Source organism: Halorubrum sp. Atlit-26R (genome assembly GCF_003666015.1).
Taxonomy (GTDB): Archaea; Halobacteriota; Halobacteria; order Halobacteriales; family Haloferacaceae; genus Halorubrum.
On the sequence record NZ_QPLT01000003.1, the window covers coordinates 188,814 to 209,678 of the forward strand.

22 protein-coding genes are annotated in these 20,865 nt (G+C 71.0%); 9 read left to right on the forward strand and 13 right to left on the reverse strand.

The annotated features are described in order from the left end of the window. Positions 1-8 precede the first annotated feature (8 nt). Positions 9-1,106, forward strand: a complete 1,098-nt coding sequence (locus DVK07_RS05310; RefSeq protein ID WP_121596086.1) for a deoxyhypusine synthase — start codon at positions 9-11, stop codon at positions 1,104-1,106. Positions 1,107-1,592: 486 nt separating this feature from the next. Here the strand turns inward: DVK07_RS05310 and DVK07_RS05320 are convergent, their stop codons facing one another. From DVK07_RS05320 to DVK07_RS05345, 5 genes are all read right to left on the reverse strand, one after another. Next, on the reverse strand, positions 1,593-2,627 hold the full coding sequence (locus DVK07_RS05320) for an LLM class flavin-dependent oxidoreductase (protein WP_121596088.1): 1,035 nt from the start codon (positions 2,625-2,627) through the stop codon (positions 1,593-1,595). A gap of 427 nt (positions 2,628-3,054) precedes the next feature. Next, a complete protein-coding gene (locus DVK07_RS05330) occupies positions 3,055-3,231 on the reverse strand; it encodes a 50S ribosomal protein L37e (protein WP_006112801.1) in 177 nt (58 codons plus the stop codon). After that, positions 3,228-3,470, reverse strand: a complete 243-nt coding sequence (locus DVK07_RS05335; protein WP_017344111.1) for an LSM domain-containing protein — start codon at positions 3,468-3,470, stop codon at positions 3,228-3,230. Before DVK07_RS05335 ends, DVK07_RS05330 begins: the two co-directional genes overlap by 4 nt. Before the next feature lie 81 nt (positions 3,471-3,551). Then, positions 3,552-4,883, reverse strand: coding sequence for a hypothetical protein (locus tag DVK07_RS05340; protein ID WP_121596090.1), 1,332 nt, complete (start codon positions 4,881-4,883; stop codon positions 3,552-3,554). Further along, positions 4,880-5,530, reverse strand: coding sequence for a hypothetical protein (locus DVK07_RS05345; protein ID WP_121596091.1), 651 nt, complete (start codon positions 5,528-5,530; stop codon positions 4,880-4,882). Before DVK07_RS05345 ends, DVK07_RS05340 begins: the two co-directional genes overlap by 4 nt. A 287-nt stretch (positions 5,531-5,817) precedes the next feature. Here DVK07_RS05345 and DVK07_RS05350 point away from each other — a divergent pair, with 287 nt between their 5' ends. From DVK07_RS05350 to DVK07_RS05360, 3 genes are all read left to right on the forward strand, one after another. Next, positions 5,818-7,170 carry a ribonuclease J gene (locus DVK07_RS05350; RefSeq protein ID WP_121596176.1) on the forward strand — a complete coding sequence of 451 codons (1,353 nt, stop codon included), beginning with the start codon at positions 5,818-5,820 and terminating at the stop codon, positions 7,168-7,170. Then, entirely contained in the window at positions 7,167-8,213 is a 1,047-nt protein-coding gene (gene idsA3 / locus DVK07_RS05355; RefSeq protein ID WP_121596092.1) for a geranylfarnesyl diphosphate synthase, read from the forward strand. The genes DVK07_RS05350 and idsA3 overlap by 4 nt, the downstream gene beginning before the upstream one ends. Before the next feature lie 100 nt (positions 8,214-8,313). Then, positions 8,314-9,228 (forward strand): DMT family transporter, encoded by a 915-nt coding sequence (locus DVK07_RS05360; protein ID WP_121596093.1) that lies wholly within the window; start codon positions 8,314-8,316, stop codon positions 9,226-9,228. A 59-nt stretch (positions 9,229-9,287) separates the two neighbouring features. Here the strand turns inward: DVK07_RS05360 and DVK07_RS05365 are convergent, their stop codons facing one another. The 4 genes from DVK07_RS05365 to DVK07_RS05380 all read right to left on the reverse strand — a co-directional run bounded on the left by DVK07_RS05365 (position 9,288) and on the right by DVK07_RS05380 (position 13,219). Next, complete coding sequence (locus DVK07_RS05365) at positions 9,288-10,337, reverse strand: hypothetical protein (RefSeq protein WP_121596094.1); 1,050 nt, start codon at positions 10,335-10,337, stop codon at positions 9,288-9,290. Further along, the gene (locus tag DVK07_RS05370; protein WP_121596095.1) at positions 10,334-11,428 is read right to left on the reverse strand and encodes a S49 family peptidase; all 1,095 of its coding nucleotides are present in this window, start codon (positions 11,426-11,428) and stop codon (positions 10,334-10,336) included. The genes DVK07_RS05365 and DVK07_RS05370 overlap by 4 nt, the downstream gene beginning before the upstream one ends. A 100-nt stretch (positions 11,429-11,528) precedes the next feature. Beyond that, the gene (locus DVK07_RS05375; RefSeq protein ID WP_121596096.1) at positions 11,529-12,668 is read right to left on the reverse strand and encodes a hypothetical protein; all 1,140 of its coding nucleotides are present in this window, start codon (positions 12,666-12,668) and stop codon (positions 11,529-11,531) included. 83 nt (positions 12,669-12,751) lie between these two features. After that, the gene (locus tag DVK07_RS05380) at positions 12,752-13,219 is read right to left on the reverse strand and encodes a peroxiredoxin (protein ID WP_121596097.1); all 468 of its coding nucleotides are present in this window, start codon (positions 13,217-13,219) and stop codon (positions 12,752-12,754) included. A 74-nt stretch (positions 13,220-13,293) separates the two neighbouring features. Between DVK07_RS05380 and DVK07_RS05385 the strand changes: the two genes are divergently transcribed. After that, positions 13,294-15,345: a histidine kinase N-terminal 7TM domain-containing protein gene (locus DVK07_RS05385; RefSeq protein WP_121596098.1), complete on the forward strand. Its 2,052-nt coding sequence runs from the start codon at positions 13,294-13,296 to the stop codon at positions 15,343-15,345. A 6-nt stretch (positions 15,346-15,351) separates the two neighbouring features. Here the strand turns inward: DVK07_RS05385 and DVK07_RS05390 are convergent, their stop codons facing one another. After that, the gene (locus DVK07_RS05390; protein ID WP_121596099.1) at positions 15,352-15,684 is read right to left on the reverse strand and encodes a CGCGG family rSAM-modified RiPP protein; all 333 of its coding nucleotides are present in this window, start codon (positions 15,682-15,684) and stop codon (positions 15,352-15,354) included. Between the two features lie 130 nt (positions 15,685-15,814). Here DVK07_RS05390 and DVK07_RS05395 point away from each other — a divergent pair, with 130 nt between their 5' ends. The 4 genes from DVK07_RS05395 to DVK07_RS05410 all read left to right on the forward strand — a co-directional run bounded on the left by DVK07_RS05395 (position 15,815) and on the right by DVK07_RS05410 (position 18,053). Next, entirely contained in the window at positions 15,815-16,051 is a 237-nt protein-coding gene (locus DVK07_RS05395) for a DUF2249 domain-containing protein (RefSeq protein WP_121596177.1), read from the forward strand. Between the two features lie 60 nt (positions 16,052-16,111). Continuing rightward, the gene (map, locus tag DVK07_RS05400; RefSeq protein WP_121596100.1) at positions 16,112-17,020 is read left to right on the forward strand and encodes a type II methionyl aminopeptidase; all 909 of its coding nucleotides are present in this window, start codon (positions 16,112-16,114) and stop codon (positions 17,018-17,020) included. Continuing rightward, positions 17,020-17,571 carry an HIT domain-containing protein gene (locus DVK07_RS05405; RefSeq protein WP_121596101.1) on the forward strand — a complete coding sequence of 184 codons (552 nt, stop codon included), beginning with the start codon at positions 17,020-17,022 and terminating at the stop codon, positions 17,569-17,571. Before map ends, DVK07_RS05405 begins: the two co-directional genes overlap by 1 nt. Before the next feature lie 290 nt (positions 17,572-17,861). After that, positions 17,862-18,053 (forward strand): hypothetical protein, encoded by a 192-nt coding sequence (locus DVK07_RS05410; protein WP_121596102.1) that lies wholly within the window; start codon positions 17,862-17,864, stop codon positions 18,051-18,053. A gap of 113 nt (positions 18,054-18,166) precedes the next feature. Here DVK07_RS05410 and DVK07_RS05415 read toward each other — a convergent pair whose 3' ends face one another. The 3 genes from DVK07_RS05415 to DVK07_RS05425 all read right to left on the reverse strand — a co-directional run bounded on the left by DVK07_RS05415 (position 18,167) and on the right by DVK07_RS05425 (position 20,806). After that, positions 18,167-18,919, reverse strand: a complete 753-nt coding sequence (locus DVK07_RS05415) for a phosphate ABC transporter ATP-binding protein (RefSeq protein ID WP_121596103.1) — start codon at positions 18,917-18,919, stop codon at positions 18,167-18,169. 106 nt (positions 18,920-19,025) lie between these two features. Beyond that, on the reverse strand, positions 19,026-19,739 hold the full coding sequence (locus tag DVK07_RS05420; protein WP_121596178.1) for an ABC transporter permease: 714 nt from the start codon (positions 19,737-19,739) through the stop codon (positions 19,026-19,028). A 71-nt stretch (positions 19,740-19,810) separates the two neighbouring features. Beyond that, positions 19,811-20,806 carry a substrate-binding domain-containing protein gene (locus DVK07_RS05425; protein ID WP_121596104.1) on the reverse strand — a complete coding sequence of 332 codons (996 nt, stop codon included), beginning with the start codon at positions 20,804-20,806 and terminating at the stop codon, positions 19,811-19,813. Positions 20,807-20,865 lie beyond the last annotated feature (59 nt).

Here is a 20,865-nt window from a genome sequence, read left to right on the forward strand (position 1 = left end):
CCGGAGCTATGACCGACAGCGACGACGGGACGCGAGACGACGCGGCGGGTGCCGAGGGCGACCACGGCGACGGCGACGAACACGGCGGCCACCACCCGCACCGCGAGGAGTTCGGCGAGGACCCGGTCGGCCACACGCGCGCGAGCGCCGGGATGACGGTGAGCGAGCTCGTCGACGGCTACGGCGACGCGGGGATCGGCGCGGCGTCTGTCAACGAGGCCGGCGACGTGCTCGCGGAGATGTTCGCGAACGACGACTGTACCGTGTTCCTCTCGCTCGCGGGCGCGATGGTCCCCGCCGGGATGCGCCGCATCGTCGCCGACCTCATCCGCGACGGCTACGTCGACGCGCTCGTGACCACCGGGGCGAACCTCACCCACGACGCCATCGAGGCGATCGGCGGGAAACACCACCACGGGCGCACCCACGACCCCGAGAAGACCCCGCGCGAGCACGACGAGGGGCTCCGCGACGAGGGGGTCGACCGCATCTACAACGTCTACCTCCCGCAGGAGCACTTCGCCGAGTTCGAGGGCCACCTCCGCGAGGAGGTGTTCCCGGCGCTGGAGGCCGACCCTGACGCTGAGGGGAGCGACGCCGTCTCCATCGCGGACCTCACGCGCGAGCTCGGGCGTGCGAACGCCGAGGTGAACGAGCGCGAGGACGTTCCGGAGGGCCCCGGCGTCGCGGCCGCAGCCTACGAGTGCGACGTACCGGTCTACTGCCCGGCGGTCCAAGACTCCGTGTTAGGGCTTCAGGCGTGGATGTACGCCCAGACCGCCGACTTCACGCTCGACGCGCTCGCGGACATGACCGAACTGACCGACCTCGCGTTCGACGCCGACGACGCGGGCTGCCTGCTCGTCGGCGGCGGCGTGCCGAAGAACTTCACGCTCCAGACGATGCTCGTCACGCCGCGCGCGTACGACTACGCCGTCCAGATCACGATGGACCCCGAGGCGACCGGCGGGCTCTCCGGCGCGAGCCTCGAGGAGGCGCGCTCGTGGGGGAAATTAGAGAAGGACGCGCGCAACGCCTCCGTCTACGGCGACGCGACCGTGATGCTCCCGATGCTCGTCGCTGCCGCCCGCGAGCGCGTGGAATAGCGCCACGAGTGCGATTCCGACCGCGTCATCATTTATAAACCGATCCGCGGTGGCGCGTGCCTGCGAGCGGCCGGAGCGAAGCGGAGGCCGCGAGTCGCACGCGCGAGGGAGTCGGCGGCGACCGTCGGGAGCCGCCGACGAGGCTGGGGAGGCGTGAGGTGCGGTCGCGGTGCTGTGCCGGGCGGGACTCAAAGGGGCAGCCGGGAGGACGAAGCACGGCGACGCAAGCACTGGAACGAGGGAGCGTCAGCGACCGAGCGCGCAGCGAGCCGCGCGAGTCCTCCCGGCTGGGGCTTTGGAGGTATCCGCCATCGATCCGTCAGCAGCCATTTATAAGTAAAGGACTGGGGCTTTGGCGGTGTTCGTCACCGATCTGCCAGCAGCCATTTATAAATAATCACCTGAGACTTTGGCGGTGTCCGTCACCGCCGATCGGCTTCTCCACCTAACTGAGCGGTCGAGAACGGCCACCGTCCCGAGACCGACCTATTCCCGCGCGTCCAGATCCGTCGCCTCGGCGAGCAGCGCGTGCGACTCCAAGGCGTCATCGTGGTCCGGCACGGTGTGCTGGATCATCACCTCGTCGACGCCGACGCGGTCGGCCAACTGCTCCAACAGTCCCGAAATCGTCTCCGGACTCCCGGATATCGCCCGCGGCCACTCGTCGTCGTCGAGCGTCGCGGGCGTCGGGTCCGGGGCGCCGCCGAGTTCCGCGACCGCCTCCTCGACGGTCGGCGTCTCGTCGCCAAGCTCCCCGCGCTGCATCCGGCGGAACGTCGCCTCCGCTGGCGCGCGCCGGCGGGCCGCCGCTTCGTCCGTCTCGGCCGCGACCGCGTTGACGGCCACCATCCCGCGCGGCTCGTCCAGCTCCCCGAGCCCGCCCTCGGGGTCGAACGCCTCGCGGTACGCCGCGAACGCGCGCTCGGCGAACCCGGGGCGGATGAACCCCGCGAAGCAGTAGCGCAGCCCCAGTTCGCCCGCGATCTCGCCGCTCGACGGGCTCGATCCCAGCACCCAGGGGACGGCCGGCCCCGAGTCCGACCCCGGCACCGAGAGGTCGCTGTACGGATGCTCGGCGGGGTAGGCATCGCGGAGGTGGTTCACGACCGCGGTGATCCGCTCGCGGTGGTCCTCGTTCGGGTTCTCGACGCGCCGGTCGGTGCCGAGCGCGCGGTCGGACGCGGGCGAGCCGTTCGCGCGGCCCATCCCGAGGTCGACGCGGCCGGGCGCGAGCCCGTCGAGGACGCCGAACGACTCGGCCACCTTGAACGGCGCGTAGTGGTTCGTGAGGACGGCCCCGCTCCCGATCCGGATCGAGTCGGTCGCGCCGGCGAGGCGCCCGAGCAGCACTTCGGGCGTGGTGCCCGCGAGGCGGTCGCCCATCCCGTGGTGTTCGGCGACCCAGAACCGCTCGTAGCCCAGTCGCTCGGCGTGTTTCGCGGCGTCGACGGTGTTCTCGAACGCGTCCGCCGCGGTGCCGCCGCGGGGGACCGGCGAGAGGTCGACGACTGAGAGGTCCATGTCCCGACTCGGCCATCGCCGCGGGAAACGGTTTGGGTCCCGGCGGCGTCGTGGCGAACCGCAAGTATGGATGCTGTGCGGTGGCGCGTGCCTCCGAACGCCCGCAGGGCGTGAGGAGCACGCGCGAGGGACGCGGCGACCGAAGCGAAGCGGAGGGGGCCGCGAGGCTGGGGAGGCGTGAGGCGCGGTTGCCGTGTGGGGCGGGGCAGGACTCAAAGGGGCAGCCGGGAGGCGGGCGCAGACGACGCAAGCACCGCAGGGAGCGAGCAACGCGAGCGACCGAGGAGCACAGCGAGTGTGCGCCCGCCTCCCGGCTGGGGCTTTGGAGGTGTTCGCGGTCGATCCATACTCATTATTTATAAATAAACGACCGTCACACGCGTAGCTACGCGAGTAAAAGCGAGAAGAAACCGAAGAGACCGCGTCGTCAGTTGTCGCCGGTCTTCGACTGCCAGGCGTAGTCGCGCCGGGAGGCGGACTCGCCGAAGCCGCACGAGGAGCAGCGCTCCTTCTTGACGTGGTAGGACTTCTCGCCGCAGCGTCGACACTTCACGTGAACCGTCTTGTTCTTTTTCCCCTGAGAGGGCGTACCTGCGCCGGTCATGCTTTGATGGTGACGACGTTATCGCCGCGTATAATCGTTGTGTCTTCGATCGCGACCGCGAACTCGCCGTCGAGGTCGTCGTCGACGCGGTCGTCCACGTCGGCCTCGGGCTCGATGACGACGTTCATGTGCTGGTCGTAACCGCCGAGGACGCCGTAGTACGTCGTGCCGTCCTTCAGGTGTACCGTCACGGGCTCCTCGAGCGACGCTTCGAGCACGTCGAGGGGTCGTCCACTCATTGTCCGTACCGGCGCCCGTCGCGGTAATAAAAATACCGGGACGCAGGCCCCGAGGCCGGTCGGTTTGACACGAACGTTCCGTCAGTCGTCCCCGACCGGCCCTCGCGCCAGCCGCTCGCGCACGAACGCGGCCGCCGCCGGGACCGCGTTCGCGTACAGCGCGGCGTACACCAGCTCCGCCTGACTCCGCCGGGCCGAGCCGTACCCCTCCTCGATCCGGTCGTCGACGTACCCGATTATCTCCAGCCCGGGTCGGACGAGCCGGGTCGCAAGCGGGTCGCCGCGACCCACGACCTCGCTGACCACCGCTTGCGCTCGGTCCGCGGCCGACCGGACCGACGACTCCGTCGGCACCTCCCGGTGCTCTCCGTCGCGGATCTCGCCGATCGCCGTTCGGTACGCCTCGAGCTCGGCCAGCGCGGTGCCGGCCTCGACCACGGCGATGGCGCAGTCGCCGGTCTCGACCGCTCGCTCGACGTCCTCGACGACCGACTCGGTCCGGAGGTCCCCCGTGGCCACCAGCTCCTGTGCGACTGTCCCGCTCAGGTCCTCGTCGGCGAGCGGCTCCTCGCCGCCGACGCGCTCGCGGACGGTCGACCGCGTCCGGCTCACCGACCCCCGCAACGTCCCGGCGGCCGCGACCAGCGACGCCCATCGCGGGGTCACCCCGTCCTGTCCGTCGAGGTACGCCGCTCGGAGCCCCGCGGCATCGTCCGCGGCCGCTCTCGCGCGCTCGACGCGGCTCACCGCCTCGCCCGCTCGGAAGGGTTCGGCGACCGGATCGTCCGGGTACGTCACGCGGGGCTCGACGTATCCCGCGCACTCCGCGAGCAGCGACTCGACCGGCTCGTACGCCAGCACCGCCGCAGTCGGCGACTCGGCCCGGTACTCCAGCCCCGACGCGAGCGCCCCGCGGTCGCCGCGGACGGCGCGGCGCCGGGCGGCGAGGTCCGGGCCGTCGTCGGTCCCGCTAGCCGCGCGGTACGCGCCGCGGACGGCCGCGGCGTCGTCCCGGCGCCGCCGCCACGCGGAGAGGTCGTCGACCGGCCAGCCGTCGGGAACCTCGGCGTCCGCGCGTCGACGCGCCTGCTCGCGGTCGTCGCCGATCGCCGCGGCGACGCCGGCGTTGGGGAGGTCCGGATCGGTCGGCACGTCGTCGAGCAGCTCGCGCGTCCGCGACTCGTGGGCCTCTGCGAGCGACGCGGGGACGCTCGCCGGGAACGGCGACGCCGGCCACTCGACCGGTCCGACGGCGTCCGACGGGAGCGACGCGGGCGCCTCCGGACGCTCCTCGCCGCCGCCGACCGGAAGCCCCGAACAGCCGGCGAACGCCGCCGCCCCGACCGTCGCGATCCCGGCGAGGAATCCGCGGCGCGAGTTCGACGCCCGACCCGAACCCGAATCGCGAGTCACGCGTCATCACCGTCCGTGCCGGAGGCCGACGCGTTGAAGACGGCCGGGGGTTCCGGCCCCTGACAGGAGCCGCTCATACCGCTGCCGCTCCCGGTCGAGCGCTCGGCGGCGACGGGGAGCCGTATCGCGAACCCGACGGTGTGGGTCTCGTCGGCGCTACACTCGACGTCCGCCGGCCGGTACGCCTCACAGAAGTCGGCGTGGGGGTGGAGGTCGTCGTTCGCGAGCTCGTCCGGCTCGACGGACACGGACCGGAACCGGACCTCCCGACACGCCCGCACGGGCATCGTGAGGAGGTACGCCGACGCCGACTCGAAGTCGGTCGCGGCGAGGAACGTCCGGAGCCGTTCGCCCGCGCGCGTCCCGGCGAAGGTGAGCTCGTCGATATCCGCCGCCGCGACCAACACGCGCCGCGTCTGGCGGCGTTGCGGGGCGCGCTCGTCGGTCGAAAGCGACGGCAGCTCGTCGCCGTCGGCGACCAGCGCGCCGCCGCGCTCGTCGCGCGCCTTCTCCAGTTCGTAGCCGTCGATCGGCCGGTCGCTGCTCGGGTAACTGTTCGACGCGGAGTCGCTGCCGGAACAGCCGGCCAGGGCGGCGATCCCTGACGCGGCCGCGAGGAGGGCTCGGCGGCGGGAAACGTCCGTCATCGGTGGCGATTCGGCCGAGAGCGTGAAACGCTTTGCGGGAACCGACCCCCGCCGCGCCGGACCGCCGAGCCCCCGTTCGGACGCGAACCGGCGCCGCGGAGCCGAACCCGGGAGTTTTTAACGTGCCCGGGAGTACGCCGAGACACCACACTCCCGCGGGACACGGTGAGTCGCGGCGACTCGGCCGTAGCGGGGCCTTCAACGACGCGCGGTAGGACGCAGCGCTGACGGCTCCTTGCGGGGTTTCAGTGACCGACGCCGACAACGGCGTCAGACACGACAACACCATGGAAATCGAAATTGCGACACTCGGCGGTTACGAAGAGGTCGGTCGACAGATGACTGCGGTCCGCGCGGGCGAGGACATCGTCATCTTCGACATGGGCCTGAACCTCAGTAAGGTCCTCATCCACGACAACGTGGAGACCGAGAGCATGCACAGCCTCGACCTGATCGACATGGGCGCCATCCCGGACGACCGGGTCATGAGCGAACTGGAGGGCGACGTTCAGGCGATCGTCCCCACCCACGGCCACCTCGACCACATCGCGGGGATCCCGAAGCTCGCCCACCGCTACGACGCGCCGATCGTCTCCGCGCCGTACACGATCGAGTTGGTCCGCCAGCAGATCGAAGACGAGGGCAAGTTCCAGGTCGACAACGACCTCGTGAAGATGAAGCCGGGCGCCACGATGGCGATCGGCGACTCCGAGCAGGTCGAGATGGAGTTCGTCAACGTCACCCACTCCATCATCGACGCGATCAACCCGGTCCTCCACACGCCCGAGGGCGCGGTCGTCTACGGCCTCGACAAGCGCCTGGACCACGACCCCGTCATCGGCGACCCGATCGACATGGAGCGGTTCCGCGAGATCGGCCGTCAGGACGAGGGCGTCCTCGCGTACATCGAGGACTGTACGAACGCCGGCCGGAAGGGCCGGACCCCCTCCGAGTCGTACGCGAAGAAGCACGTCGAGGACACGCTGAAATCGATGGAGGACTACACGGGCGGCATCGTCGCCACCACGTTCTCCTCCCACATCGCCCGCGTGAAGACCCTCGTCGAGTACGCCCGCGAGATCGGCCGTCAGCCGGTCCTCCTCGGGCGCTCGATGGAGAAGTACTCCGGGACGGCCGAGCGGCTCGACTTCGTCGACTTCCAGGGCGACGTCGGCATGTACGGCCACCGGAAGTCCGTCGACCGCGCGTTCAAGCGGATCATGAAGGAGGGGAAGGGGAACTTCCTCCCCATCGTGACGGGCCACCAGGGCGAGCCGCGCGCGATGCTCACCCGCATGGGCCGCGGCGAGACCCCGTACGAGATCGACGACGGCGACAAGGTCGTCTTCAGCGCGAGCGTCATCCCGGAGCCCACCAACGAGGGCCAGCGCTACCAGAGCGAACAGCTGCTCCGGATGCAGGGTGCGCGCCTCTACGACGACATCCACGTCTCCGGCCACCTCCGCGAGGAGGGCCACTACGAGATGCTCCAGGCGCTCCAGCCCCAGCACCTCATCCCCGGCCACCAGACGCTGGAGGGCCGGTCGCCGTACGTGAACCTCGCGACGTCGCAGGGGTACAAGCTCGGACGTGACGTCCACGTCACGCAGAACGGGTCCACCATCCAGCTCGTCGAATGACGAGCGAGACGAAGGAGGCGCGGGTGCTGGAGGCCATCCGCGAGCGGCGTGAGCTCGTCAACGCCGCTATCGACGAGGAGCTGCCGGTCCAGGAGCCGGAGCGGCTGTACGAGGCGACGCGGTACATCCTCGAAGCGGGCGGGAAGCGGCTCCGCCCGACCGTGACGACGCTCGCCGCGGAGGCGGTCACCGGCACCGAGCCGATGGGCGCCGACTTCCGCGCGTTCCCGTCGCTCGGCGGCGACGACGTCGACGTGATGCGCGCCGCGGTCGCCATCGAGGTGATCCAGTCGTTCACGCTGATCCACGACGACATCATGGACGAGGACGACCTGCGGCGCGGCGTCCCCGCGGTCCACGAGGCGTACGACGTCTCGACGGCGATCCTCGCGGGCGACACGCTCTACTCGAAGGCGTTCGAGTTCATGACCGAGACGGGCGCGGACCCGCAACACGGGCTCGAAGCGATGCGGATGCTCGCGTCGACCTGTACCGAGATCTGCGAGGGGCAGGCGCTCGACGTCGCCTTCGAGAGCCGCGACGACATCCTCCCCGAGGAGTACTTGGAGATGGTCGAGCTGAAGACCGCCGTCCTCTACGGCGCGTCCGCGGCGACGCCAGCGCTCCTGCTCGGCGCCGACGAGGACGTCGTCGACGCCCTCTACCAGTACGGGATCGACTCCGGCCGCGCGTTCCAGATCCAGGACGACGTGCTCGACCTGACCGTCCCCTCGGAGGAGCTCGGCAAGCAGCGCGGCTCCGACCTCGTCGAGGGGAAGGAGACGCTCATTACGCTCCACGCCCGCCAGCAGGGGGTCGACGTCGACGACCTCGTCGACGCCGACACGCCCGCCGAGGTGACCGAGGCGGCCATCGACGACGCGGTCGCGGCCTTAGAGGAGGTCGGCTCCATCGAGTACGCCCGCGACACCGCCGAGGACCTCACCGAGCGCTCGAAGGAACACCTCGAACTGCTCCCCGAGAGCGGCTCCCGGAGCCTGCTCGAGGACCTCGCGGACTACCTCATCGTCCGCGGCTACTGAGCGGACCTTCTTAGCGGGCGATTTTCCGCCCTCCGAGGCGGCACCGGCGGTCCGGGCCGCGACGGACACCGCTTTACCCGCGGCCCGCGTTCGGTCGACCGTGTCACGGTACCGAGACGTCGTCCTGTTTTTCACGCTCGCCCTGCTGTGGGGCGGCTCCTTCGTCGCCATCGAGGTCGGCCTCGACTACTACCCGCCGGTGTTGTACGCCGCCTACCGGTTCGACGTGGCCGCGCTGGCGCTGATATCGTACGTGCTCGTCACGCAGGACGGTCCGTTCCCGCGGACCCGGGGCGACCTCGCCGCGATCGGGTTCAGCGGCGGGCTCTCGGTGGCCGCGAACAACGCCCTGCTGTTCGTCGGCCAGCAGTACACCACGAGCGGCATCGCCTCGATCACCTACAGCCTCGTTCCCATCGCGACCGCGGCGGTCGCGGCCGTCTGGATCGGCGGCGCTGACCTCGATCGTCGCGGCGCGGTCGGCGTCGTCCTCGCGTTCCTCGGCGTGGGGCTCGTCGCCCAGCCGGACCCCGCGAACCTCGGCGGGGGCGTCGCGGTCGGGGTCGGGCTGATCGCGATCGGGGTCATCGCCGTCGCGGTCGGCAGCGTCGGCCTCCGGACCGTGGAGACGTCGTTCTCCAGCGTCGCGCTCACCGGGTGGGCGATGGGGTTCGGCGCGCTCGCCATCCACGCGCTCAGCCTCGGCGTCGGCGAGAGCCAGCGGCTCCCGGCCGTCGCGCCGCGCGCGCTCGTCGCGCTCGCGTTCCTCGGACTGCTCTCGTCGGCGGTGGCGTACACCATCTACTTCACGCTGCTCGACCGGCTCGGCCCCTTCGAGATCAACCTCGTCTCGTACGTCGTTCCGATCGTCGCGACCGTCGCGGGCGCCCTGCTGCTCGCAGAGCCGGTCACGCCGTTCACCGTCGCCGGCTTCGCCGTCATCGTCCTCGGATTCGGACTGTTGAAACGACGCGAAATCGCCGACGCGGCGGCCGGGATCCGGTTCCCGGGATGAAATAGAGGCGTCGCGGCCGCAGCGCGTCGCGCCGCACGGCACCGGGAGACCGCGACCGCCTACGCGGTCGCGTTCCCGGACGGTTCAGGCGGTTCCGGCGGCGTCGCGCCGCCCGGCGGGACCGCGCCGCCCGGCGGAACGCCGCCGGGGCCGGTCGGGCCGAACGACACGTCGGGCTCCTCGCCGGTCACGAGGAAGTCCGCGACGTTGCCGATCAGGACGCCGTTGTCGGCGCGTCCGGCGTTCTCCGGTTCGAGGAAGCTGGAGTCGCCCACCACCGCGAGCGAGTCGCTGCGGACCGCGACGCCGTAGGCGCCGGCCTCCCGGGTCGTCGACAGCCGCGACGTCTCCGCGGTGGTCAGCGTCGTCGAGTCTCCGGCCGCGCCGACGGGCGCGGCGCCGCGCAGGACGACCTGCTCGACGCCCTCCGTCAGCGCCCCCGGCCCGGTCGGCTCGACGAGCACGCTGAGGTAGTTCGCGTCGTTGTTCTCCATGTCGTACACGTAGCCCGCCTCGCCGTAGACGCCGAACGGCGAGCCGAAGTCGGTGAGCGCGCCCGCGCCGCCGGGGTCGCTCGTCACGAGCGTCCGGCCGCCGGCGTCGACGAACGACTCGACGGCGTCGGCGTCGGTCGCCGACAGCGCGCCGGGGCTCGTGGTGACGAACGCGTCCGCGTCCGAGAGCATCGACGGCAGCGGCTCGGCGCTCGTGAGGCCGCCGTAGAACCGGACCTCGTGGCCGTTCTCGACGAGCGCCGCGGTCAGCGGCGCGACGCCGCGCCGGACGCCGCCGAGCGAGCCGATGTCCGCCTCCGCGGGCGCGTCGCCGTCCTCGATCGGCAGGATGGAGGTCCCGCCGCCGAGCCCGGCACCGCCGCTACCGAGGTGGACGACGACCGTGTTCGACGGCTCGGTGCTCTCCATTTCGACCTCGCCGCCCTCGCTGACGGTCTCGGGCTCGACCGCGTCCAGCTGCCAGTGATCGTCCGCGACAGACGCCGTCTCGGGCGGCGCGTCGTCGAGGACGACGCCCCCGACGGCGGCGACGCCGACGACCGCGAGGAAGACCAGCGCGAACGCGCCGACCGTCGTTCGCAGGTCGACGCTCATTCGCCGTCACCTCCGTTCGTCGCGGTCGCGTCGTCGGTCGTCGCGTCCGCCGCGTCGCCGTCCGCGGGTAACCGTCCGGTGTAGCTCGTCATGATCACGTCGTCGCCGACCGTCTCGTCCCACGCCTGCGGCGCGACCGCGAGTATCAGTCCGTCGCCGAACTCCTCTCCGGAGCCCTCGGCGACGACGACCGTGCCGTCGTCTTGTTCCAACAGCGGAATGCCGCCGGGGACGCGGCTCTCGGTGCGGCGCGTGTCGACCGCGTAGTCGTCGATTCCCGCCTCGCTCGCGGCGTCGGCGACCGCGCCGCCGACGAAGCCGAACCGGTCGGCGAAGCCGTTCTCGACCGCCTCGGTGCCGAGGTACGCGTCGGCGTGTGCGATCGCCTCGCGGTCGAGTTCGATCTCGTCGCCGCGCTGTTCGATCACGTTCTCGATGAAGAGGTTCGCGAGCGTCTGTCGGCGCTCGCGCTGGGTGTCCGGGTCGCTGCCGGCCTTGTCCGGGCCGGTCGTCCCCGCGTTGGGTCCGTTCGGTGCCGGCGCGGTGCCGGCGACCCCGACGCTGCCGACCGCCTGCGCGGAGGGCGCGACGTAGATCCGGTCGGCCGGCGCGATCGCGAGGTAGGCCCCCGACGCGCCGAGCGTGTCGACGGCGGCGTACACGGGCATCACCGACGCGGTGCGGTCGACCGCCGCGTACATCCGCTCGCTCTGGGCCGGGAGGCCGCCCCCGCTGTCGACCTCCAAGACGACCGCCTCGATCGAGTCGTTCGTCCGGGCGTCCCGGAGGTTGTCCTCGACGTGTTGGGCCGTCCCCGAGTCGATCGCGCCGTCGATCTCGATCACGGCGACCGTCCCGTCGGGCCCCGTGACGGCGCCGTACACGCCGGGCGCGACGAGCAGCCCCGCGGCCACCGCGAGGATCGCCGCGACCCCGACCGCGTGTCGGGTCTCGATCCGGTCGAGCGGCGACCCGGACGCGTCGTCCGGGGGCGACCGACCGGTCGGCGGCGCCGTTCGATCGGCGGCCCCCGGCGATCGGTCCGTGTTCGCCGCATCGTCGTCGTCCGGCGGGGGCGTCTCCCCGCTCATCGGTCCGTCCTCGGTCGATACCGCTGTCGTAACGTGTTGTCTCTCGTCGTCATCGTGGGTTCGCTCGCGAGTCGGTCACAGGTCGATGCGGTTGCGTCGCTCACGCGTCGGCCACCTCGATCGGGTCGCCGACGGTCCCGTCGAACAGCGAGGCGTGGGCGGCGAAGAGGTCGCTCTCGGCCGCGGCGTCGACGATCACGGTCCGCCCGTGTCGGGTGACGCTCGCGTCCGAGAGCGAGGTCTCGCCCTCGCGGGCGGCCCGCGCTATCGCCTCGGCGGTCTCCCTGTCGAGGCGTCGCGGGTCCGCGACCGCGCCGTACCGCAGCGCGACGCTCGGCTCGCCGGGGTCCGCGCCTCCGGTAGCGGAGTTCTCATCGGTCACGCGGAGCGAGGCCCCGACCGCGCCCGACGCGTCGACCGCGGTGCGGAGCTCGTCGGGCGCGTCGGCGAGCACGCTCCGGAGGTGGTCGCGGGCGTCCGGCCCGAGGTCGACGCACACCGTCGCGTCGCCCCCGAGCAACGAGGGGAGAGGGCCGTAGTTCGCGCTCGTGCCCGCTCGTCGCCGCGCTCCGCCGTCGACGCCTCCACCAATTCCGGCGTCGCGGTGCGCCGCGGCGACGCCGGCGGTCGGGGCGTACGCCGCCACGAGTTCACCGGGGGCCACGGCGACCGCAGACCCGAGGCTCGGCGCCCGGAACCGCGCGAATTCGGAGCCGTCGTCCGCCTCGCGAGTCACCTCGGGGTCGGCGTCGAGCTCGGCGGCCAGCGCGGCCGCGTCGACGTCGCCGACCGCGACGGCGCACCCCTCCGGCCCGTCCGCGGTGAGCGCGGCGCCGCCGGTCGCCTGCCGCACGTCGGCGAGCGACGCGGTCTCGTATCGGTCGAGCAGTCGCCGGAGCCGGCTCCCGACCCCGCTCGGCAGGCCGGTCGCCGTCAGGACCGCGGGGTCGACCCGTCCGGTCACGACGGTGTCGACGGCGTTCGACGCGGCCGCGGCCGGGTCGTACGTCCCGGCGGCGACCGCCGATCGCGGTCCGTCGGCTCCGGCGCCGCGGCCGCTCGTCGAGCCGTCGTCCATCGATTCGCCGCCGCTCGGTCCGGCGCCGGTCGCGGCCGGTCCGACAGCGAGGGTCCCGTCGGGCGGCGGTTCCGAGGTCAGTGCGTCGATCGGTCCGCCGACTCCCAGCCCGGTCGCCGCGAGCGCAGCTAAGCGCTTCGCGAACGTTCGCTTGGAGGGCATCGTTTCACGTGACTCGTGACACGTAATAATACTACCGGGAGACGGCCGTCGGCGGGCCGAGTTCGCCGGCGGCCGGTCCGCCTTCAGTCGTCGAGCGCCTCGATATCGTCGAGGATCTCGACGGCGTGGTCCTCGGGGGAAACGCCCTCGTAAGCCAGAACGACGGTCCCCTCGTCGTCGAGGACGTACGTGTTCCGGAACACGCCGTCGAAGGTGTTGCCGAACATCTGCTTCTCGCCGTAGGAGTCGTACGCGCTCGACACTGCGCCGTCGGGGTCCGAGAGGAGCGTGAAGGGGAGGTCGTACTCGGCGGCGAACGGCCGGAGGTCCGCGACGGGGTCGTCGCTGATCCCGACGACGGCGACGTCGGCCGCCTCGAACGCGCTCCACTCGTCGCGGAAGCCACACGCCTCGGCGGTACAGCCGGGCGTGTCGGCGCGGGGATAGAAGTACACGACCGTGTGACCGGCCGCCGCCGGGTCGACGGTGACCGCCTCGCCGCGGTGGTCGGTGAGCGTGATCTCGGGTGCGGAGTCGCCCGGTTCGAGCATACGGACTCACTCTTCTCAAACGGGTTAGGGGATTCGGTCCCTTTTTACGGGGCTCTCGCATCCTACCGGTATCGATGGCGTGGCAAGCGACGCCGTACACGGCTCCGTTACTCGTCACGACCGTCGCCTCCTTCGCGTTCGCCGCGTACGCGGTCGGGAACCGCTCGCGCGGCGGTCGCGTTCTCCTGTGGAGCTTCGTCGGCGTCGCGGGCACCGCCGGCGTCTGGTCGCTGGCGTACGCGGCCCAGCTGTCGGCGACGTCGCTCGATCTCACGCTGTTTTTCAACCAGTTCGTCTGGCTCGGCTCCGCCGGCTTAGCGGTCGCGTGGCCCGCCTTCGTCCTCTCGTACGTCGACCGGACCGCGTGGCTCAGTCGCCGCCGATTCGCGCTCTTCTGGGTCGTTCCCGCCGCGGTCACGGCCACCGTCTGGACGGTCGGCGTCGACCCCCTCTTCTACGCCGACCCCTCCCTCGTCGACGCCGGCGGCTTCCGGGTCTTAGAGTACGCGCCGACGCCCGCGCTGCTCGGGTTCGTCGGCTACACCTACGCGGTCAACCTGTTCACCTACGCCGTCCTCGGCTACGCCGCCGTCTCCCGCGACGGCGTGTTCCGCCGGCAGGCCGCCGTCCTCTTCGTCGCCGGCGTCGCGCCGCTGGCGCTCGGTGCGGCCGGCATCGCCGGGGTCGTCGGACCGGACAACGGGTTCGTCGACTTCACGCCGATCGCCTTCAGCGGGACCTCGGCGCTCCTGGCGTGGGTCGTGTTCCGGTACCGGCTCCTCGACGTGTCGCCGATCGCCCGCGACGCGGTGTTCGCGAACCTCTCCGACGGCGTCGTCGTCTGCGACGCCGACGGCCGGGTGGTCGACAACAACGACCCGGCCGAGGCGCTGTTCCCGGACGCGAAGGTCGGCGTCCACGCCGACGAGGCGTTCGCGGACGTCCCGACGGTCGCCGACGCGGTGGCGGAGGAGCTGGCCGACGACGAGTTCCGCGTGACTGTCGACGGGGGCGGCGCGCCGCGGTTCCTGACGGTCGACGTCCACGACATCACGGGGCCGGGGACGACCCGCGGCGGGACGGTCCTGCTGTTCCGCGACGTGACCGAGCGGGAGACGCTCCAGCGGCGCTACCGCGCGCTCATCGAGAAGTCGCCGAACGTGATCGCGGTCTGCGGCGAGGACGGACTGCTCCGGTACGTGAGCCCGTCGATAGAGCGGCTGATCGGTCACAAGCCGAACGAGGTCGAGGGACGCCCGGTCATCGACCTGGTCCATCCCGAGGACCGACGCGAGGCGCAGCGGGCCTTCGAGCGCGCCTTCGACAGCGTCGAGCCGCAGTCGCTCACGCATCGGATCGCGTGCGCCGACGGCAGCTGGCGCCGGTTCGAGACGGTGGTCGAGCGGCTGTTCGCCGACACGCGAGAGGTCGTCATCACCGCCACCGACGTCACGGACACCCGGCGGTACGAACAGCGGCTTCAGGTGTTGAACCGGGTGCTGCGACACGACCTGAAGAACGACACCAACGTCATCGGCGGGTACGCGGACCTGCTCCGCGACCACGTCGACGAGGAGGGCGATCCGTACCTCGACATCATCGACCGGAAGGTTCGGACCCTGACCCACCTCAGCGACCAGGCGCGCGAGATCGACGTCGCGCTCCACAGCGACGCCGGACGGACCGAGATCGACCTGGCCGAGCTGGTCGACCGCCTCTGCGAGTCGCTCGAGTCGTCGTTCCCCCACGCGACGGTGACGGTGACCGTCCCCGACTCGGCCGTCGTCTCCGCGGACGAACTGCTCGAGTCGGCGGTCCGAAACGTGTTGGAGAACGCCGTCGTCCACAACGACGGCGACGACCCGCACGTCGAGGCGACGGTCGTCCCCGACGCCGACCGGTTCCGGATCGACGTGGCCGACGACGGCCCGGGGATCCCCCCGGTCGAGCGGACGGTGTTCTCGGAGGCGCGAGAGACGGCGCTCGAACACGCGAGCGGGCTCGGCCTCTGGCTCGTCCACTGGATCGTCACGGAGTCCGGCGGCGACCTCGAGATCGACACCCGCGAGCCGACCGGGACGGTGGTGCGGATGTGGCTTCCGCGGGCGGACAGCGAAAGCGGATAGGTCGGACTATACGTGGACGCGAACGACGTGCCCGCCGCAGCCGCACTGCTCTACGTACTCCCAGTCGACGTCTTCGTCGCCGAACGCGACGTCGAGCGCCGGGAAGAGGTACTCCTCGGGGTGACCGTGGTCGCCGTGGGTGACGAGGTTGACGTGGTTGCCGGCGGCCGTGTGTTCGACCGCCTCGATCGCCTGTCGCACGAGGAGGTCGCGGTCGTCCGCGTGTTCGGGGCCTTCGAGGTTCGCGGACCACGAGTTCTCGTGGACGCGGTCGGTCACCGGGTCCGCGTCGTGGTCGTGGTCTGCGTTGGGATCGTGATCGGACGGTGTGGTCGACATATCGGATCCCACGCGCTCGGACCCCGTACGTCTTCGAGCGAACATGTTCGAGCGGATCGCCGGGGGCCGGACGACCCGCCCGAACGATTTCGGGGGGAACTACATCACCACGGGACGCCACGGCCGATCCATGAGCCCCGACCCGTTCGACGACGCGGACGAGCGGCTGGACGCCCGCGAGATAGACGGCGAACCGTTCGGCGACATCGTGGCCGCGCTCGACGGCCTCGACGATGACGAGTCGCTCTGTCTGGTGAACAGCTTCGAGCCGGTGCCGCTGTACGACGTGTTAGCGGAGCGGGGGTACGCCCACGAGACGGCGAACCCGACGGACGACGAGTGGCACGTGGAGATCACGCGCGCCTGAACGGCGGAGGATCGACCGCCCTCCGCAACCTCTTTGCGCGCGGTCGCCGAACCCGGATCCATGAGTCACGGACCTCTTGACGAGGACGCGGTCGAGAGCTACCGCGAGGCGGGCGCGGTGCTGGTCGAGGCGGTGAACGAGGCCCGCGAGATGGTCGAGCCGGGCCGGACCCACCTCGAGGTCGCCGAGTGGACGGAGGACTTCGTCCGCGAGCAGGGGGCCGGCCTCGCGTTCCCGGTGAACATCAGCGTCGACCCGGAGGCGTCGCACGCCACCCCGAGCCGCGACGACGAGACCGAGTTCGGCGAGGAGATGGTGTGTCTCGACGTCGGCGTCCACGTCGACGGGTACATCGCGGACGCAGCGGTGACGGTCGATCACTCCGGGAACCCGGAGCTCGTCGAGGCCGCCGAGATGGCGCTGGAGGCCGCGCTCGACGAGGCCGGCCCCGGCGTCGAGGTCGGCGTCGTCGGGCAGGCGATCGAGGACGTGATCCGCGGCTACGGCTACACGCCCGTCCTCAACCTCTCGGGCCACGGCGTCGAGCGGTACGACGCCCACACCGGGCCGACGGTGCCGAACCGCGGCGTCGACCGCTCGGTCGAGTTAGAGCCGGGACAGGCGGTCGCGATCGAGCCGTTCGCCACCGACGGTCGCGGGAAGGTGGGCGAGGGGACCGTCGAGGAGATCTTCGAACAGCAGGGCTCCGCGAGCGTGCGCGACCGGCGGGCCCGACAGGCGCTCGAAGAGATCGAGGGGTTCGACGACCTCCCGTTCGCGGCGCGGTGGTTAGAGACGGACCGCGCCGAGATGGCGCTCCGCCGCCTGAAGCAGGCGAACGCGATCAAGGGCTACCCGGTCCTGAAGGAGGACGACGACGCCTTAGTGAGCCAAGCGGAGCACACCCTCCTGGTCACCGAGGACGGCGTCGAGGTGACGACGGCGGGCATCCACGGCTTCGACGACTGATGGACCGGATCTTCGCGCCGTGGCGGATCGAGTGGGTCGAGCGCGACGCCGACCCGATCGACGGCTGTCCGTTCTGCGTGCTCCCCGAGCGCGAGGACGCCCGCGAGGCGCGGATCGTCGCCCGCAGCGAGCGCAACTACGTCCTCCTCAACAACGCGCCGTACAACCCCGGCCACGCGATGGTAATCCCGGACGACCACGTCGAGGACCCGACCGACCTCGACGACGCGACGCTCCTCGACCACGCGCGGCTGAAGGCGGCGACGCTCGCGGCGCTGCGACGCGACATGGACCCCGACGGCGTCAACACCGGGCAGAACCTCGGCGGCGACGCCGCGGGCGGCTCGGTCGACCACCTCCACACGCACGTCGTCCCGCGGTGGAGCGGCGACACGAACTTCATGCCGGTCACCGGCGACACGAAGGTGATCGTGGAGGCGATAGAGCGCACGTACGACCACCTCCACGACGGGTTCGCGGCCGACGACGCGGTCGTCGATTCGGGCGACGCCGACGCGGGCGACGCCGTTGAACTCGACTTCGAGGTCTGAAGCGACGGTGTCGATCGCTTATAAATAACGGTGCGGTGGCGCGTGCCTCCGAGTGGCCGCCGAAGGCGGCCGCGAGGAGCACGCGCGAGGGAGTCGGCGGTCCGGAGCGAAGCGGAGGACCGCCGACGAGGCTGGGGAGGTGTGAGGCGCTGTGCGGTTGCGGTCGGGCGGGACTCAAAGGGGCAGCCGTGAGGGCGGCGCAGGCGACGCAAGCACTGGAAGGAGCGAACGGAGTGAGCGACTGAAGCGCGCAGCGAGCGTGCGCCGCCCTCACGGCTGGGGCTTTGGAGGTGTTCGCCGTCGATCCGCAGTCAGCCATTTATAAGCAAGCGGCTGGGGCTTTGGAGGTGTTCGCCGTCGATCCGCAGTCAGCCATTTATAAACAAGCGGCTGGGGCTTTGGAGGTGTTCGCCGTCGATCCGCAGTCAGCCATTTATAAGCAAGCGGCTGGGGCTTTGGAGGTGTTCTCCGCCGATCCATAGTCGATCATTTATAAACAAAAGACCGTGGCTCCGGAGGTATTCACCGCAGCGTCGTCGATCACCTATCTCGGATCGCCGGGCCCGACTCGGTTCCCGTCACCCCTCAGTATTTATTAGTACACCAGTTCGCCCGAGATGAACTTCCGGGTGCGCTCGTCTGTCGGACTCTCGAAGATCTTCTCCGTCGGACCGATCTCCGAGATGCCGTCGTCGAGCAGCACCGCGACGCGGTCCGCGACGCGCTCGGCCTGGTGCATGTCGTGGGTCGCCACGACGACGCCGATCCCCCTGTCTCTCGCCTCGCCGATCGCCTCCTCGATGACGGCCGTGTTCCGCGGGTCGAGGTCCGAGGTGGGCTCGTCGAGCAGTAGGGCGTCCGGCTCGTACGCCAGCGCGCGGGCGAACGACACGCGCTGGGCCTCGCCGCCAGAGAGCGACTCGGCCGGCTGGTCGACCTTGTCGGTCAGCCCCACGACCTCCAGGGACTCGTCGACCGCGTCGGCGGCGCCGTTCAGCCGGAGGACCGAGGCGAGCCGGTCGCTCCACGAACGCCGGACTCGAAGCCCGTACTCGACGTTTCGCGCGACCGTCCCGTCGAAGAGGCTCGCCTCCTGGAACACCATCCCGACGCGGCGGCGCAGCGCGAGTCGCTCGGTCTCGTCGACCGCCCACGCGTCGGTCCCGTCGAGCGTCACGACACCCTCGTCGGGTTCGAGCGCGAGCGCGAGCGTCCGGAGCAGCGTCGTCTTGCCGACGCCGGAGGGGCCGATCACCGCGACGACCTCCCCGGCGTCGACCTCGATCGAGAGGTCGCGGAACACCGGCTCGTCGCCGTACGACCGCGACACGCCCCTCGCTCGGAGCATCAGTCGGTCACCCCCCGGCGCATCGGTCCCGCATCCCGGCGCATCGGTCCCGCATCCCGGCGCATCGGTCCCGCATCCCGGCGCATCGGTCCCGCATCCCGGCGCATCAGCCCGCCACCCCCCGGTCGCCGAAGCGGACGACGATCGCGTTGACGGTCAACACGAGCGCGACGAGCACCGCGCCGAGCACCATTGCGGTCTCGTACTGGCCCTGCCGGGCTTCGAGCTGGATCGCGGTGGTCAGCGTGCGCGTCTTCGAGATGCCGGACGCGCTCGTGATGTTCCCGCCGACGATGAGCACCGACCCAACCTCGCTGATCGCCCGGCCGAAGCCGGCGAGCACCGCGGTCGCGATCCCGTACCGCGCCTCCTTGACGACGACCAGCGCCACGTCGACGCGCGTCCCGCCGAGGACGCGGGCGGCGTCGCGGACCCCGTCGTCCACGCCGCCCACGGCCGCGAGGCTGATCGCCGTGATCGGGGGCGTGGCGAGGACGAACTGCGACATGATCATCGCCTCGCGGGTGAAGATCAGTTCGAGGGACCCCAGCGGCCCCTGGTTGGAGACCGCGAACAGCACGACCAACCCCACGACCACGCTCGGGAACCCCATCCCGGTGTTGACCACCGACTTCACGAACCCCTTCCCGGGGAAGTCGGCGAGCCCGATCGCGACGGCGGCCGGCACGCTGACGAGCGTGCTCAGCGCCACCGCGGTGAGGCTCACGTACAGCGAGACGAAGATGATGCTCCCGACGTACCCGTCCCTGAACGAGACGTCAAGGAGCGCCGGCGCGAGGCCGGTCGTCGATTCGAGCAGGGCGAACGCCGGGCGCGCGGCCGAGTCGAACAGCGCCGGGCCGAGCTGTGCGGTCGCTGCGAATGGCACGGCTACTCGTCGTCGCTCTCGCTACTCCAACCCTCCGGAACGTACTGCTGGAAGTTCGGGTCCTCGGAGACGGCCTCGGGGAAGAACAGCTGCTCGCCGTTCACCTGATACTCCGAGATGGACTCCTGGACCTCCGGGCTGGTGATCCAGCCAATGTACGCCATCGCGAGGTCGTAGTTGGCGTTGTCGTGGACGCCGGGGTTCACCGCCATGACCCCGTACGGGTTCGCGAGGATCTCCGGGCCGTCCTCGATCGGCCCCTGAACGAGGATCGTCAGGTCGATCTCCGAGCGCTGCGAGATGTAGGTCCCGCGGTCCGACAGCGTGTACGCGCCCTGCTGGTTGGCGATGTTCAGCGCCTCGCCCATCCCGGTACCGGTCTCCTGATACCAGTCGCCGCCGGGCTCGGTGCCGGCCGCCTCCCAGAGGTTCAGCTCCTTCGTGTGCGTCCCGGAGTTGTCGCCCCGGGAGACGAACTGCGCCTGCGCCTCGGCGATCGCCGTCAGCGCCTCCGTCGCGGATCCCATCCCCTCGATCCCCGCCGGGTCGCTTTCGGGCCCGACGATCACGAAGTCGTTGAACATCAGGTCCCGGCGGTTGATCCCGTACCCGTTCCGCATGAACTCGTCTTCGAGTCCGCGGGCGTGGACCATCACGATGTCCGAGTCGCCGTTGCGGGCGGTCTCCAACGCCGCCCCGGTCCCCTGCGCGACGGCGTCGACGGTGACGCCGTACATCTCCTCGAAGTCCGTGTGGATCTCGTCGAGAAGCCCGGTGTCGTAGGTGCTCGTCGTCGTCGTGAGCGTCAGCGTCTCGCCGGCGACGCCGATCGACTCCTCGGCGCCTTCGCCGCCGTCGGTTCCGTTACCCCCGCTTCCGTCGCCGCTCCCCCCGTCGCCTCCGTCCCCGTTGCCGCCGTCCGTCGACGAACAGCCGGCCGTACTCGCGACCGCTCCGGCGCCCAGCGCCGCCACGAACTTCCGTCGTTGTATCGGCATAGATACAACGGCGGGTCGGTCTCATATATAAGTTATGTGCCGCGGCAAGCGACGGGACA

Excerpts from the sequence above, each read along its gene's own strand:
- DVK07_RS05310 (WP_121596086.1), top strand. The coding sequence starts at position 9 with ATGACCGACAGCGACGACGGGACGCGAGACGACGCGGCGGGTGCCGAG.
- DVK07_RS05320 (WP_121596088.1), bottom strand. The coding sequence starts at position 2,627 with ATGGACCTCTCAGTCGTCGACCTCTCGCCGGTCCCCCGCGGCGGCACC.
- DVK07_RS05330 (WP_006112801.1), bottom strand. The coding sequence starts at position 3,231 with ATGACCGGCGCAGGTACGCCCTCTCAGGGGAAAAAGAACAAGACGGTT.
- DVK07_RS05335 (WP_017344111.1), bottom strand. The coding sequence starts at position 3,470 with ATGAGTGGACGACCCCTCGACGTGCTCGAAGCGTCGCTCGAGGAGCCC.
- DVK07_RS05345 (WP_121596091.1), bottom strand. The coding sequence starts at position 5,530 with ATGACGGACGTTTCCCGCCGCCGAGCCCTCCTCGCGGCCGCGTCAGGG.
- DVK07_RS05350 (WP_121596176.1), top strand. The coding sequence starts at position 5,818 with ATGGAAATCGAAATTGCGACACTCGGCGGTTACGAAGAGGTCGGTCGA.
- idsA3 (WP_121596092.1), top strand. The coding sequence starts at position 7,167 with ATGACGAGCGAGACGAAGGAGGCGCGGGTGCTGGAGGCCATCCGCGAG.
- DVK07_RS05365 (WP_121596094.1), bottom strand. The coding sequence starts at position 10,337 with ATGAGCGTCGACCTGCGAACGACGGTCGGCGCGTTCGCGCTGGTCTTC.
- DVK07_RS05370 (WP_121596095.1), bottom strand. The coding sequence starts at position 11,428 with ATGAGCGGGGAGACGCCCCCGCCGGACGACGACGATGCGGCGAACACG.
- DVK07_RS05375 (WP_121596096.1), bottom strand. The coding sequence starts at position 12,668 with ATGCCCTCCAAGCGAACGTTCGCGAAGCGCTTAGCTGCGCTCGCGGCG.
- DVK07_RS05380 (WP_121596097.1), bottom strand. The coding sequence starts at position 13,219 with ATGCTCGAACCGGGCGACTCCGCACCCGAGATCACGCTCACCGACCAC.
- DVK07_RS05385 (WP_121596098.1), top strand. The coding sequence starts at position 13,294 with ATGGCGTGGCAAGCGACGCCGTACACGGCTCCGTTACTCGTCACGACC.
- DVK07_RS05390 (WP_121596099.1), bottom strand. The coding sequence starts at position 15,684 with ATGTCGACCACACCGTCCGATCACGATCCCAACGCAGACCACGACCAC.
- DVK07_RS05395 (WP_121596177.1), top strand. The coding sequence starts at position 15,815 with ATGAGCCCCGACCCGTTCGACGACGCGGACGAGCGGCTGGACGCCCGC.
- map (WP_121596100.1), top strand. The coding sequence starts at position 16,112 with ATGAGTCACGGACCTCTTGACGAGGACGCGGTCGAGAGCTACCGCGAG.
- DVK07_RS05405 (WP_121596101.1), top strand. The coding sequence starts at position 17,020 with ATGGACCGGATCTTCGCGCCGTGGCGGATCGAGTGGGTCGAGCGCGAC.
- DVK07_RS05415 (WP_121596103.1), bottom strand. The coding sequence starts at position 18,919 with ATGCTCCGAGCGAGGGGCGTGTCGCGGTCGTACGGCGACGAGCCGGTG.
- DVK07_RS05425 (WP_121596104.1), bottom strand. The coding sequence starts at position 20,806 with ATGCCGATACAACGACGGAAGTTCGTGGCGGCGCTGGGCGCCGGAGCG.